Below are 13,800 nucleotides of genomic sequence, written 5' to 3'. Positions count from 1 at the left end.
ATATTGATATTTAGTGTGGATTAAAAACCACTTTGTTCAGCGATTTTATATCTACTAATGTTTGTCTTTGTTTTAAGTATAAGTTCTCCTAAGAATCCCGCTAAGAATAACTGTGTTCCGATGATCATTGTTACCAGTGATATATAAAACCACGGATCTTGAGTCACTCGGATAGCGGGTAACCCATAATAAAGCTTATACAGCTTATTCGCTCCAATAAAGAAGGCAGCACAGAACCCAATCCCAAAGGTGATAACCCCAAGTGATCCGAATAAGTGCATCGGTCTTTTGCCAAATTTAGAGAGGAACCAAATGGTAATCAAATCTAGAAAACCGTAGATAAATCTACTCATCCCAAACTTGGTAGTACCGTATTTACGTGCTTGGTGGATGACTACTTTTTCACCTATTTTATCAAAGCCTTCATTTTTGGCTAGGACAGGGATGTAGCGGTGCATCTCACCAGATACCTCTATATTTTTAATGACCTCATTTTTATAGGCCTTCAGTCCACAGTTAAAGTCGTTTAACTGAACACCAGAAGTCTTTCTCGCAGCCCAGTTAAATAGTTTAGAAGGAAGGTTTTTAGATACGACAGAGTCATATCGTTTCTTTTTCCAACCAGATACCATATCATACCCCTCTTTAGTGATCATATCATATAGTGCCGGTATCTCATCAGGACTATCTTGAAGATCAGCATCCATAGTGATTACTACATCTCCTAGTGCCTGTGCAAATCCAGCGTGTAAAGCCTGTGATTTACCAAAGTTGCGTTGGAAGCGTATTCCTTTGACCTGAGTATCTCTAGCAGCTAGTGCAGTGATTATATTCCACGATTTGTCTTTACTACCATCATCGATAAAGAGAATCTCATAGGTAAAGCCGTTCTCCTGCATAACTTTAGTTATCCACGTATGTAGTTCTGGCAGAGACTCTGCTTCGTTTAGCAGAGGAATTACTATTGATAGATTCATCTAGATTATTTATGATCTTTGTTAAAATCAGTATCTACATCATGATTAATTTCAGGATGTGGATTTACGAATTCTGATTTATTTTTAAATATAGCAGCTAATAATATCCCTAGTATTGAATTTCTAAGTACACTACCTGCCCATAAAAACAATTGTGATTTAGGAGCAAATTGGTTGATATTTCTAGCTTTTTCTAATTGTTCATTGATTTGTTCTTGTGGAAGTCCAGACCCGTCTAATGTTTTGATTAACATATCATAAAGAGATTTGCTAATTTCCTCCTTAGCAGAAGGATCCACGATATTAAAAAGAATATTATAAATGATAATATTCGCAGTCACTCCGATGATGACCATCAAGAAGAATGGAGTAAAACCTTCTCTGAATGTAACATATCCTCCTGCTTTTTTACGAGCAAAATAGATAGTCAGTATCCCTAAGATAACCATCACACCCATATTAAAAAAACCAGCGAAAGTATTGGCAAATAGGGCTTTGTCTGTAAAAAATATTACACTGTTAAATAGTGTGTAATAGATGGCTAATATGATTCCGAAAGTAATACCTACTTTATTTACTGGGTTCTTCATTGGTTATCTATAAATATGATTTACAAATATAATAAAATAACCCTTTTAGAACGGTATGTAATGGGAGTTTGTTAACAGAATGTACACTAATCATCTTATTTATCTATTCTTTTTATAAAACAGTAAAGTTGTGAAGATGCAGAAGGTCTTGTCGTGCTTTCATTTATTGGCTCTTTCTAGACTAGAAGGATATCTAATCTAATAATTTATAAGCATATTGAAAGTGAGTATGTGGAGCGTCTTTTTATCAATGGGAATTAAAATTCATAATCCAGTTTTTTTGTTTTGATCTAAAATGTTGATGTGTACCCTCTTATTTGAGCTATAATCTTCTGTTTTTTTTAAAATTTTCGGTTCGAAACGCTGTTTTTGCCCCTTTTAATAAAAAAATCATCCTATTTTTTTTAGAATTCTAAAAAGAGATATTTACTGCTAATCTCTTTATTTATAAGGGATAGAGGCTATTTTGATACAAATAATGATATGATGTACCTAATATGATACCCCCTTGTAATCCCTTGCGAACACTAGTGTTGGTTCTTATTTGCTCGATAATTCATGGAGAATAAGCCGAGAATGGTGGAGTAGAGAGGTCATTAGTCGAAGAATGATTCTTGTATTGATAGGGGATCTACGACTAATCTAAAACTTGGGTTCAGTGTGGAGGGAGTTATAGGTTGAGTAATTTAATTTTGAGTAAAGGGGCACTTAAATAGAATGAAGTATGGAGTATGTATGGTAGGTGTATAGGTTTGTTTGAAAAGTGTTTTTTCGATGTTTTTTTATATTGTATTTTAGTATGCTATTTTTATATAAAATGTTTATGCAAAAGAATAATATTGGGATATGTGTGATGAAAAATATGATGCTAATCGTGATTTTTTTAATTTCATATAACTCTGTAGCACAGAAATCGTATCTTAATTATGTACCTAAAAACTGGAAGATCGTTAGTACAGCTAAAGGAGATTTGAATAAAGATGGAATAGAAGATTTAGTTTTGGTTATAAAAAATACAGATGCTTCTAACATAATTAAAAATGAGTCATTAGGACAAAATCTATTAGATACTAATCCTAGAGAAGTATTGGTTTTCTTTAAAGATAAATCGAATAACTATCGTTTGGTAGAGAAGAATTCTGAAGGATTTGTTCCTAGTGAAAACTCTGTGGAAAATCCTTGTTTATCAGATCCTTTTGATGAAGTGAGTATCGTCAATAATATTCTTATTTGGAAGTTTAATTATTGGTCAAGCTGTGGTACTTATTTTAGCAGTAATATGACTTATAAATTTAGGTATCAGCATAATGATTTTGAATTAATAGGCGCTGATTATTATCAGTTTAGTAGAAGTACAGGAGAGGGGATGCACATGAGTATAAATTTCTCAATTAAGAAAAAAGAAGTAACAACTGGATTGAATGAATTTGATAGCGAGAATCCGGTAGTTGAAAAATCATCTATTAAAATTGGAGAGTTATATAAACTAAGGAATTGTAATGAAAATACCTATTCAGAAGTATTAGAGTTTTAAAATTAAAAAGCGCCTTTCTCTATTCATTAGAGAAAGGCGCTTTTGGCTTTATTTCTTCAAGTTATTTTAGGGGTTTTAATCCTGTCATTTTTTCTAACGTAGAGAAGAACTGCGTTCTCATCTCAGGAGTCATATTCTTCACACGTGCTTGTCCATGATCTTTTTTAGGAAGTATGTAAGCTTTAGAGTTGACCTTAGCACTAGGTACTACCATAGAGGCACTCCATGTATCTGTCTCGCCATATACATAGATAATGTTATTCGCATCATTCTCTAACCATGTTTTTACTTTTTGGATTAGTGCATCGTTAAAGTTGTTGTATGTAGTTCCTTCAGGCATAAAGGTAGCTAGCGGGTTAGACGTAAAGCTCACGTATTTCTTGAATGGAGTGATGTCATATCCGTAGTATCCTAGCTGTGTTCCTGACTGATAATAGTGTGATTCATATCGCTTGATCGTTTGATCACTAAAGAAGTCTATATTACTTACGCTTAGGAAGTGTTCTGTTAGTTCATCAATGTTTTTTGTATTAGGGAATGTAGCACATGAGTGACCACTTTGCCAGAATCCGAAGCTGTATTCTAATACTGCGTATTCAAAAGCTTTTTCTAAAGAACCTAAATAGCTAAAAGACAATTTAGCTCCTTTAGCATACCATTTAAGCTTTTCTAGAATCTGTGTTTTGTTTTCAAATAGTTTTACCTGGATATTGTAGATTTTGTCTCTACATGATTTGTCTCCCACATTTGCTAAAAATGGATATATACGAGGCTCTTCTAACGCTTGGTTAAATGGAGCTACATACGGAATCGCTACATCTACGTCATTAGGATAGAAGTATTTATAGTAGATGCTAGTCTGTCCACCTTTGCTAATACCTGTACTGATCCATTTATTGTTTGTATAGATTTCTTTAAACAGTTGGTTGATCTCATGTAAGTCAGCTGTTACTTGTTCCATAGTAAGATACTGCCATGGTTTGCCTTCAGGGATAGACTCTCCGAAGAATCTGTGTTCTATATTTAAGTAGTTACTCTGTAGATAGTTTACCATTTCGCTAGCACGTACATATAGATCATAACCGTTAGTCTCCATAATCATAGGGTGATCAAAATCCTTGTGATAGAAGTGTACCTTTTGATAAAAATAACCTTTAGAAGGATCTGTGTGATCTACTTGTTGTCTTACTCTAAGTTCATACAATAGATATGAGTCATCTTTAGACTCTAGTTGTTTGAATGTTACATTCTTTAAGTTGTACAGAGCCTGTTCTACTTTTTTCTGATCAGGGTGTGCGACTGCCAGCACTGTAATCAATAAGAATACGAGTGTGATTAATTTTTTAAACATAATGTTTTAGTCTTAAATAGGGTTAGTGTTTTCAAAGATAGGATTGTTAAAGCTTCACTAAAATATAAAAATGTTAAAATGCGAAAAATTTTGTATATTTAGTTTCAAAATTAAAAGAGTTATGAGCGATCAAAGTATGAGTATTCGTGTTTTAGAGGTAGGCGGCTTTAAAGCTACTGGAGTGATTAATATGTCTTATGCTAACTTTAGCGACAAGGATAAATATCCTTATGCATTTGTTATAGAATTATCACTTGTAGAGACAGAGCGTGAGTACCCTACATGGGAAGAAAACGAACGATTAGAAGAAATAGAGAATAATATCATAGATATCTTAAGAAGAACTCAGTCAGATATACAATATATAGGTAAAATGACGCGTAGGGGGGTAAGAGATATCTTTTGTTATTTAGCGAGTGATGATGTAGATGGAGAGGCTATAGGAGGATATTGTGATACTATAGAAGATACTATAGATATACATATAGAGATAGAAGAGGATAAGGATTGGGAGATAGTGTCTAAGCTTATTAGTTGATAACGAATAGGATATTATAAAGGATTGATAAAATCAGTAAATAAAGTAAAATAGTTATTTGATTTTTCAAATTATATTGTACATTTGCAATCTGAAATAAAATACATAAGTATAACTAAAAAGTTATCGGAAGTTTACACCTTTCTTGAAAATAGAAAGCTTCGAAATGGAAGGTAGCTCACAATTTAAAATAGAATTTATCATGAGAAAAGGTATTCACCCAGAAAATTACAGATTAGTAGCATTTAAAGATATGTCAAATGATGACGTATTCATCACAAAATCAACAGTAGAGACTAAAGAAACAATCGAAGTTGACGGAGTAGAATACCCAGTGTACAAAATGGAGATCTCTCGTACATCTCACCCATTCTACACAGGTAAATCTAAACTTATCGATACTGCAGGACGTATTGACAAATTCAAAAACAAATACGCTAAATTTGGTAAATAATTTTAGCTTATCATATACAAAAGCCTCTCAATCACTTGAGAGGCTTTTTTTTATAGTTTATATATATATATCTGACGTGGTGAGATATGCGTCTCTAGAGAGTGTGTATAATACTTGCTTTCCTTTGGTTTGTATAAAGGCAATGACATTATTGTTCTTGATCGGGAAGTGTATGTATAGTTCTTTTCCTTCTTCTATCATCCTGATACCGTAGGTCTCAATACTATTTATGGTGTGATGTTCAAATTCGGTGTAGTTATGTGTGCTGACTTGTCCATCTTCACTGGTGATAGTATATTTTCTTTTTTCGAACGTGATGGTGAAGTGTTTATTGTTTTCATCTGTAGCCTTCCATTCACCTTGATAAGTATCAGAGCCACTACAGCTACTTAATAGTGTACATAGGACGAGACCGAATAATAGCAATAGTTTTTTCATAATATTTTTTATTTTAAAGATAAAGGATTTATTTTGAAGTAGATAGGTTGTGGAGTGAATTTGTTATGTATGAATAGAGTATTATTTAATTGATCGTTATCACTGTTTTTTACTGTAGATTCGTTAACTTTAAACCTTTAAAATCTTGAATTATATACTATGAACTATATCTTATTCGATGGAGACGTAAGAACAGCCTTATTGCCGTTTACGTTTACTAGACCAGTAGCAGATATTCGTGTAGGAATATTGACTATCCGCGAAAAATGGGAAAATTACCTGCGTTATACAACTACAACTCTGACAGAGGAATATTTATCTACTAAATATCCAATGATAGAGGTGGAGAATAATGTCATGATTAATGCGGCTTATCTACCTAATCAAGAGGTGGCTGACTTAATCAAGGAGTTACAGCCTATGCAGGCTGTTATCTATAATGAAGATATAGTGGCGTTCTATACTCAAGATTCTCAAGAGGAAGTGAACTTCGATGACTATGAGTTATTGGTATGTGAGAGTGAATTGATGAAGATAGAGCACAAATGGGATATATTCGAGAAGAACGACGCTGCTATTCGTGCAGATTTTGCTTTAATTACAGAAGATAGAATATCAGAAGACATTCCGAAGAGTGTAAATGTAATCGCTCCAGAGAATGTATTTATAGAAGAAGGAGCTAAGTTAGCATTTGTAACATTAAATGCTTCTACAGGGCCTATCTATATCGGTAAGAATGCTGAGATCATGGAAGGTTCGGTTATTAGAGGGCCATTTGCACTATGTGAAGAAGCACAGGTGAAATTAGCAACTAAGATTTATGGAGCTACTACTGTAGGACCTCACTGTAGAGTAGGTGGAGAAGTAAGTAACTCTGTGATGTTTGGATATTCTAATAAAGGGCATGACGGATTCTTAGGTAACTCAGTACTAGGTGAATGGTGTAATCTAGGTGCAGATACAAATAACTCTAATCTAAAGAATAACTATAGTCCTGTGAAATTATGGAGCTATGAGACTCAATCGTATGAAAATACAGGTTTGCAGTTCTGTGGTTTAATGATGGGAGATCACAGTAAGAGTGGTATTAATACTATGTTCAATACAGGAACTGTAGTGGGGGTGGGATGTAGTATCTTCGGAGGAGGGTTCCCTAAGACGTTTTTACCAAGTTTTACTTGGGGAGGAGGAGAGTCTTCTGAAACGTATAAGGTAGAGAAAGCTCTAGAAACGATGAAAATAGTGATGGCTAGACGACATGTAGAATTAACTCCTGTAGATGAGGAAATCATGCATAATGTAGCAGCAGAAACAGAGATTTATAGATTTCAACAATATCTTAAGAGTAGATAAAATAATCCCCAAAGTAGACTAACTGCTTTGGGGATTTTTATTAATAATACGATACGGTACGAGGCCTATCGTAGTTAAAGTCTGGTAGATTCATATTGTACTGTCTAGAGTTAGCTCTGATGACACTAGACCCTGTATCAGGCATAGTAGGGTAGAAAACAAGAGAGAGTGCTACTTTACTAAAAACTAGATAATCATTATAAGCAACAAGTCCGATGCTGAATCTAGAATAGAATTTAGAATCAAATAAGTTTTCGCTCTTATTCGTAATAAAGGCACCTTCGAAACTGAAATAAGGGTTAAAACGGAATCCTTTCCACTCATAAGGTGCGTAAGACTGCCATTGGTAAGCGAAGGCTAGACGTTTTGATCCTGTTACTTTCTGGGCACGTATTCCTTGGATTACATTATCCAGTCTAAGTTCATCTCCGATGTGATCATAACGATTATATCCATAGATAAATTGAGGAGTAAAGAAGTGTCTAAAACGCCAGTTACCCATAATAAATAGCTTAGTGAAATAGGTTCCTTCTAATCGTAAAGCCCCTTGTTCTGAATCACTGCCATAGAAGTAACTTCCCCATTCGACATTGCCGGAGAAATAGCCAAGTCTAGTATATCCTCCCATTGCTAGTTTAGCTCCATAGTAGGCTCTTCGCTTGCCATACTGATCTCTCATACCTCCAGTCAGTGCGAATACTTTACCGACTTGGACGTCCTCAATAATATTATAGTTAAAAATGTATTGATCTTGGACGTAGTTGATGGAACTTAAACTAACAGAGGCTAAATAGGTACTCTGGTCTCTATAGAATCCATATGGATCATATTGCTCTTGTGGGCTCTCTGTGTAATTTTGTTTTATATATCGCAATGAGGTTCTAAGATTGGTAATAACAGGTTTGTCCTTATAGCTTTTAAACAAAGGAATAGAATATCCTGCCCACGTATCTACTGTATTATACTTGCGTGATTCGTAACTGTAATTATTATTAATATCAGGTAGAGAATCTCTTCTAAAATGCTGAGATAAGGTCACACCTCCTGCCCATTTAGCATAAGGAGAGTAAAAAGGTCTGTCTACTACAATACCTTTTACATAGTCTCCCCAAACTTGTTTATTATATAATAGATTAGCTCTTATGAAGGTATTCTGAATATTGTTAACCGTATAATCGAAGTATACTCCTTGTTTTTTTTCTTTGTATCTATTCGTATACTGAAGAATCACGTCATGTCCTAGACCAGCGAAATTTCTGTCTCTTAGTTTAATTCTATATGATGAGGTAGATATAGAGCCAGTCGGGTATATACTCCAAGAGTCTAACTCTCTTATAAGGACATCTACAGAATCTGGATGTGATGTAGGAATAGGGTACATTGTTACTTTTCTCACAAAGCTCTGGGTACGCAAAAGACGCTCACTTTCTTTAATCTTTAAAGAGTCGAAACGCTCTCCTTCTTTGAAGATTAGAAAGTTCTTGATGGTAAAGCTTTTTGTTTTGAAGTGGAGCTTATTTCCTATTTCCTCTACTTTGTTTTTAGGTGTCTTTAGAGAGTCTGTATCAGAAAACCCAAAAGGGTCTAATGTCTTGATATAGATATTGCGTATAACTTTTCCTTCGCCTAATTCTAGGTGTTGGTTTGTTTTTATTTCGGGAGCATTCGCTATAAGTTTCTTATTATTCTTATAAACAAGTTTGTTGAAAAAACGTCCTACTTTTGTTTTTTTACTTTTTTGTTCGAAGTTTTTAAAGATTCGAGTGGTGTCTCTCTCTATTAACTTAGGTGCTTCATGTTCAGAGTAATGCACCTTAACATAAGACAAAGAATCTTTCTGATAAGGTTGTTTTTCTTGTGCATTACTAGCTGTAAAGCATAGTGTAAATAAGATAATAAAAAAGCTTAGATAACGCATTCTTGTTTAGAAACTTAGATGTATAACGCTAAAATTACGTGTTTATTTCTAAATCTCTTATATAATCTTCGTGTTCGTAGAAAAATAATTCAAAAAGGTTCATTTTATCATTAAAGAAATCATAGATCTCATTCCAGGTTTTTCTGTTATTGATACAAACATTAGGTTGTTCTATCCAAATACGGCTGATTAATTTACCGTTTTCTAGGTAGAAGTTTCTTTCAAAAATAGCTTCAGGAAGATATTCTTCAAGTAAGATTGTTTTTAGAGATTCAATCTTTTCGAAATAGATTTTTCTTTTTTCTTCGTCTTTGTGTTCTATGTCTAATAAAACTTGTGCTTTTTTGTTATCAGCGTAGAATTTAAAAGAGAAATCTTTAATCTTAGTATTGTGTAATAACCATTTGCGAGGATATTCATCTGCAAAAGTTATCCAGAATTCTTTTTTTATTCGTTGTGCTTCTTCTTTGCTAAACATAGATAATAAAATTGTAATTTTAGTAGTTGTAATTTATACGTGTACAAAAATATGACTTTTGATTCTCTTTTACATAGAATACCTGAAATTAAAAGTGTTAATCTACTAGGAGTAGAAGCACAGCAACTGATGGTGCCTGAAGAAAGGCGCCCTTACTTAGCTGTAGATGATTTCATTAAGAAGGATCCGAGATATTCTGCTGTGATGATGCTTTTATACCCTAAAGGAGAGGATACTTCTATCTTATTAATCGAAAGAGCTAGCTGTGGTGGAGTGCATTCAGGACAAATAGGATTCCCAGGAGGGAAGTATGAGGAAGAAGACTTGTCATTAGAGAGGACAGCGCTAAGAGAAACGGATGAAGAAATAGGAGTGTCTCCTAGTAAAATACAAGTGCTAAAGGCATTTACGAGGGTGTATATTCCTCCTAGTAATTTTATCGTACAACCTTATTTAGGAGTGATAGACCATACTCCTAAAATGACATTAAGTGTAGATGAGGTAGCTAGTGTGATAGAGATGCCACTCAAGACTCTGTTAGACGACAGCATTGTCAAAGAGGTAGGGCTACAAACTAGTTATGCTAAGTTTATAGATGTGCCAGCATATGTATACAATGATTTTACGATTTGGGGAGCTACGGCGATGATGTTAAGTGAGTTAAAGGAGACGATTAAGCAGGTATATAAGTAGGTTATAAAAAAATATTGATTCTTTATCTATTCTGTTTTTCAGTATATTAGTGTTTATTTAATACTATTTAGTATTTAGAAGTATGACTTATTTCATTTAATTAACAAAGTAGAGGAGTAAAAGTTGTAATTTTGTAGTTCGAACCAATGTGTGTGAATTATGGGATTGTTTAAAAGAAATCCATTTGGTCATATTTTATTTTTAAAGAAGTGGATAATTAGGGTTTTTGGATTTGCAACGCATCAGCGTTTCCGTGGCTTTAATAGCTTACAAATAGAAGGCTCTGAAGTGCTTAGGCAATTGCCAGATAGGCATGTATTATTTATTTCAAATCACCAAACTTACTTTGCTGATGTGGTAGCAATGTACCATGTATTTAATGCAAGTCTTAAAGGACGTGAAGATTCTATCAAGAATATATTTTATATCTGGAAGCCAAAGTTGAATCTGTATTATGTAGCTGCATCTGAAACAATGAAGGCCGGATGGCTACCGCGTATATTAGCTTATGTAGGGGCTGTAACAGTAGATAGAACGTGGAGAAGCCAGGGAAAAGAGTTAGAAGAGAAAAGAGAGGTGAATCAAGATCAGGTAGAGAATATTAAAGTAGCTCTAGATGATGGATGGGTAATCACTTTCCCTCAGGGAACGACTAAGTCTTTTAAACCTATTAGAAAAGGAACGGCTCATATTATTAAGAATTATAAGCCTATCGTAGTGCCTATTGTTATCGATGGATTTAGAAGATCTTTTGATAAAAAAGGATTACACCTTAAGAAAAAAGGAATTCTTCAATCTATGGTGATTAAAGAGCCTTTAGATATCGACTACGAGAATGATACTATAGAGCAAATCGTAGAAAAAGTAGAGATGGCGATAGAGCAACACCCTTCTTTCTTAAAAGTGATTCCAGAAGAATTTATAGAAGAGGAGAAGGCATTAAATGAAAAAAGAACTTATAGATATTATAAAAAAGACGAACGATAGTTCGTCTTTTTTTGTTTAGGGTTTAGGGTAAAATGTTTAGGCGTCTTTTTAGGGAATAGGTTAAAGTATTATCTTTATCGTTTATTTATACAAAAAAGGAAAGATGTGCTTTATGGAGCAAAAAGATAAACGCTTAGACGAAATAAAAGAATTATATGATCAGTTGGTGATGGGAGATGATTTGTCTAATGCCAATGAAGAGCAAAAAATAGAATTATATCATAAGAATCAGGAGGTATCCGAACAAATATTGTCTATTATAGAAGAAATCTTAAGGGAAGATGCTTTAAATAAAGAAGCTCTTTTCTGGAAGATACGCATCTATAATGGCCCCTATTACGACGATGTGTCTGTGATGATGTCTACAGCGCAAGAGATTATTGAGCGACTACCTACTGATAAAAAAGCTGTGTTTAGTGCTTTTGATTGGTTGTCTTGGATCTATGAGACAAAATTAGAACTTAAAGAGAAATCAATTGAAGTACTACATGATAAGTTAATCGAAATATCATTAGTAAAAGACGATTATAGTCTGCAAGATAAAGAGTTCGGAGAGACTTATTATATGATAGCTTATCTATATCGTGAGTTAGAAGATTATAGTACAGCAGTATCTTTTTATAAATTAGCTTATGATCACTTCCCTGATCATTATTACGCTACTTATCAAGGAGGACGATTATTTTTAGAAAGAGGAGAGTATAATGAGGCTTATGAGTTATTAAACTCTTTCTATATCTTTCATGGAAATGAGTATAGTGTCAATTTTGGAAAAGAAATAGAGGAACTGTATAAAGCAGGAAAATTAGAGGGGTATTGGAATCTAATCTCTTTATTATATCATATCGGTATTGATTATCCTGAAGAATTCGGAGCGAAGAATACACGTGAATATGGAATGAGGTTCGCTGATATAATAGAGGAAGAGTTAAAAACTAACCCTGAGAATGAAATAGTACTTCGTATGAAAATACGTTACTATCTCGTAGTAGAAAAAAATTCAAAGAAGGCTTTCGAAACTTTAGGTAAGTATTATTCAGTGGTAAAGGAAGTGACTAGTTCTCTATTTTTTACTTATTATGAATTAGCAGAGAAATTTGGTGTGTCAATAGTGGATTATCCTATTCGATGTGATAGTTTTTATGGGTACAACTTGATGACTCGTTTTCTAGAAAAAGCTGGAGAACTAAAAGGAGAAGATAATGAAAGGGCATTAAAGTACTATGAACAGGCAAAAGAAATAGGAGGATTAGTCATCCCTCAACTTGATGCTTATTTTGATAGAGGAGAAGGCCCAAAGGTGAATAATAATAGTCATGGCTATGCGATGCTGTGTAATAACCTGGGAATAGCGATCAGAAATGTATCTAAATTAAAGGAAGATACTTATGAGACTGATGACTGTAGATATGCCTTAACCCTTCATCGCAAAGGGTATGAGTTGTCTCCATTTATAGAGAACTTAGACAATGGTTTGTTTTTAGCAGAAACATTAGAAGAGTTTAGAGAAGTTGAGTATTTCTCTCAAGAACTATTAACGTATCACGATGAGTTTAGCAGTGAGTGGATGTCTGTTCAAGGACGTATTTTAAAGAATCATATTAATGCTGATCAATATGAAGAGGCAGAGTTATTTTATTACAGCTTAAAAGAGCGATTTGAACAAAAAGAAATAGAGGATGAGGACATTGTATCAGAGATGATCTATATGGCAGCAGACTTCTTTACTTATGTGAGATATAAGAAGCACGATTTTTATAAAACTATTGAATTAACAGAAGAGTTCTTCAGTAACCCTATGTATTTTGATTTAGTAGATGAGGTAGCGAAGGTTAATTATTGGTTTAGTTTAGCTTGGTCTTATCATGGGTTAAATGATAGAAATAATGCAAGTAGGTATTTTGATATGATAGTCGATGCTTTTGATGGACATGGGCGCTATCAGAGTACAGTAGATGAAATTCCTCAAGAATACAAGTTACCTAGTGAGGAACGTGAAGCTGTTAATCGATTATGGCATTTGGCACAAGTAGAGGTTAATGTTACACAGAATTATTCTTTAATGGACCATACAGCGAATATTAAGTATTTGGCTGATATCGTTGATTATGTACAACAGGGACAAGAGACACCTGCTGAATATTGGGTAAGTGAAGAATACCATTTAAAAGTATGTCCTAGGAATTTAAGAGAAAATACTAAGGAGGTTATTTATGATACATCATTAGATTTTTATTTTAAAGAAGGAAATTATACTATTCGTTTTAATATAGATGAACGCGAAGAGAAAGTAAGGAAGCTATTAGGGTTAATCTCAAAAAAGATTTGGGCAAAAGAAGTTTATACTTATTATTACTTCTATGAAGATGATGAAGAGACTTCTAATGATTATGAAGTCTATGGTGGAGGGAAACACCCTGATTTAGACAAGGTCGCTCAACAATTATGGAATACTTGGGTGGAAAAAATTAAAACAGTAAACTAAGAAA

At 33.8% G+C, this 13,800-nt stretch carries 13 protein-coding genes; 7 read left to right on the top strand and 6 right to left on the bottom strand.

Annotated elements, in window-relative coordinates:
* Positions 1–20: 20 nt before the first annotated feature.
* On the bottom strand, positions 21–977 hold the full coding sequence (locus MYRA21_RS01200) for a glycosyltransferase family 2 protein (protein WP_039328362.1): 957 nt from the start codon (positions 975–977) through the stop codon (positions 21–23).
* A 5-nt stretch (positions 978–982) separates the two neighbouring features.
* Positions 983–1,567, bottom strand: coding sequence for a DUF4199 domain-containing protein (locus MYRA21_RS01195; protein WP_006258705.1), 585 nt, complete (start codon positions 1,565–1,567; stop codon positions 983–985).
* Positions 1,568–2,390: 823 nt separating this feature from the next.
* On the opposite strand from MYRA21_RS01195, the gene MYRA21_RS01190 reads away from it, so the two are divergent.
* Entirely contained in the window at positions 2,391–3,101 is a 711-nt protein-coding gene (locus tag MYRA21_RS01190) for a hypothetical protein (protein WP_144246093.1), read from the top strand.
* Between the two features lie 61 nt (positions 3,102–3,162).
* On the opposite strand, the gene MYRA21_RS01185 is transcribed toward MYRA21_RS01190, so the two are convergent.
* Entirely contained in the window at positions 3,163–4,452 is a 1,290-nt protein-coding gene (locus MYRA21_RS01185) for a S28 family serine protease (protein ID WP_039328361.1), read from the bottom strand.
* A gap of 121 nt (positions 4,453–4,573) precedes the next feature.
* Between MYRA21_RS01185 and MYRA21_RS01180 the strand changes: the two genes are divergently transcribed.
* Positions 4,574–4,990, top strand: coding sequence for a DUF695 domain-containing protein (locus MYRA21_RS01180; RefSeq protein ID WP_006261821.1), 417 nt, complete (start codon positions 4,574–4,576; stop codon positions 4,988–4,990).
* 202 nt (positions 4,991–5,192) lie between these two features.
* Complete coding sequence (locus MYRA21_RS01175) at positions 5,193–5,444, top strand: type B 50S ribosomal protein L31 (RefSeq protein WP_025125308.1); 252 nt, start codon at positions 5,193–5,195, stop codon at positions 5,442–5,444.
* Positions 5,445–5,501: 57 nt separating this feature from the next.
* Here the strand turns inward: MYRA21_RS01175 and MYRA21_RS01170 are convergent, their stop codons facing one another.
* The gene (locus MYRA21_RS01170) at positions 5,502–5,882 is read right to left on the bottom strand and encodes a hypothetical protein (RefSeq protein ID WP_039328360.1); all 381 of its coding nucleotides are present in this window, start codon (positions 5,880–5,882) and stop codon (positions 5,502–5,504) included.
* Positions 5,883–6,041: 159 nt separating this feature from the next.
* Between MYRA21_RS01170 and MYRA21_RS01165 the strand changes: the two genes are divergently transcribed.
* A complete protein-coding gene (locus tag MYRA21_RS01165) occupies positions 6,042–7,235 on the top strand; it encodes a GlmU family protein (RefSeq protein ID WP_006258699.1) in 1,194 nt (397 codons plus the stop codon).
* Positions 7,236–7,275: 40 nt separating this feature from the next.
* Here the strand turns inward: MYRA21_RS01165 and MYRA21_RS01160 are convergent, their stop codons facing one another.
* Entirely contained in the window at positions 7,276–9,153 is a 1,878-nt protein-coding gene (locus tag MYRA21_RS01160) for a hypothetical protein (RefSeq protein WP_016648869.1), read from the bottom strand.
* Positions 9,154–9,187: 34 nt separating this feature from the next.
* The gene (locus MYRA21_RS01155) at positions 9,188–9,631 is read right to left on the bottom strand and encodes a DUF4268 domain-containing protein (protein ID WP_006258697.1); all 444 of its coding nucleotides are present in this window, start codon (positions 9,629–9,631) and stop codon (positions 9,188–9,190) included.
* Between the two features lie 51 nt (positions 9,632–9,682).
* Between MYRA21_RS01155 and MYRA21_RS01150 the strand changes: the two genes are divergently transcribed.
* The 3 genes from MYRA21_RS01150 to MYRA21_RS01140 all read left to right on the top strand — a co-directional run bounded on the left by MYRA21_RS01150 (position 9,683) and on the right by MYRA21_RS01140 (position 13,796).
* Positions 9,683–10,324 carry a CoA pyrophosphatase gene (locus MYRA21_RS01150; protein ID WP_039328357.1) on the top strand — a complete coding sequence of 214 codons (642 nt, stop codon included), beginning with the start codon at positions 9,683–9,685 and terminating at the stop codon, positions 10,322–10,324.
* A gap of 159 nt (positions 10,325–10,483) precedes the next feature.
* Positions 10,484–11,311, top strand: coding sequence for a 1-acyl-sn-glycerol-3-phosphate acyltransferase (locus MYRA21_RS01145; RefSeq protein ID WP_006258695.1), 828 nt, complete (start codon positions 10,484–10,486; stop codon positions 11,309–11,311).
* A 112-nt stretch (positions 11,312–11,423) separates the two neighbouring features.
* Positions 11,424–13,796: a M48 family metallopeptidase gene (locus MYRA21_RS01140; protein ID WP_235280021.1), complete on the top strand. Its 2,373-nt coding sequence runs from the start codon at positions 11,424–11,426 to the stop codon at positions 13,794–13,796.
* The last annotated feature ends 4 nt before the right edge of the window (positions 13,797–13,800 follow it).

Source organism: Myroides sp. A21, assembly GCF_000807225.1.
GTDB lineage: Bacteria > Bacteroidota > Bacteroidia > Flavobacteriales > Flavobacteriaceae > Flavobacterium > Flavobacterium odoratimimum.
The sequence above is the reverse complement of the archived record's forward strand: the minus strand, read 5'-3'. Positions and strand labels throughout refer to the sequence as shown.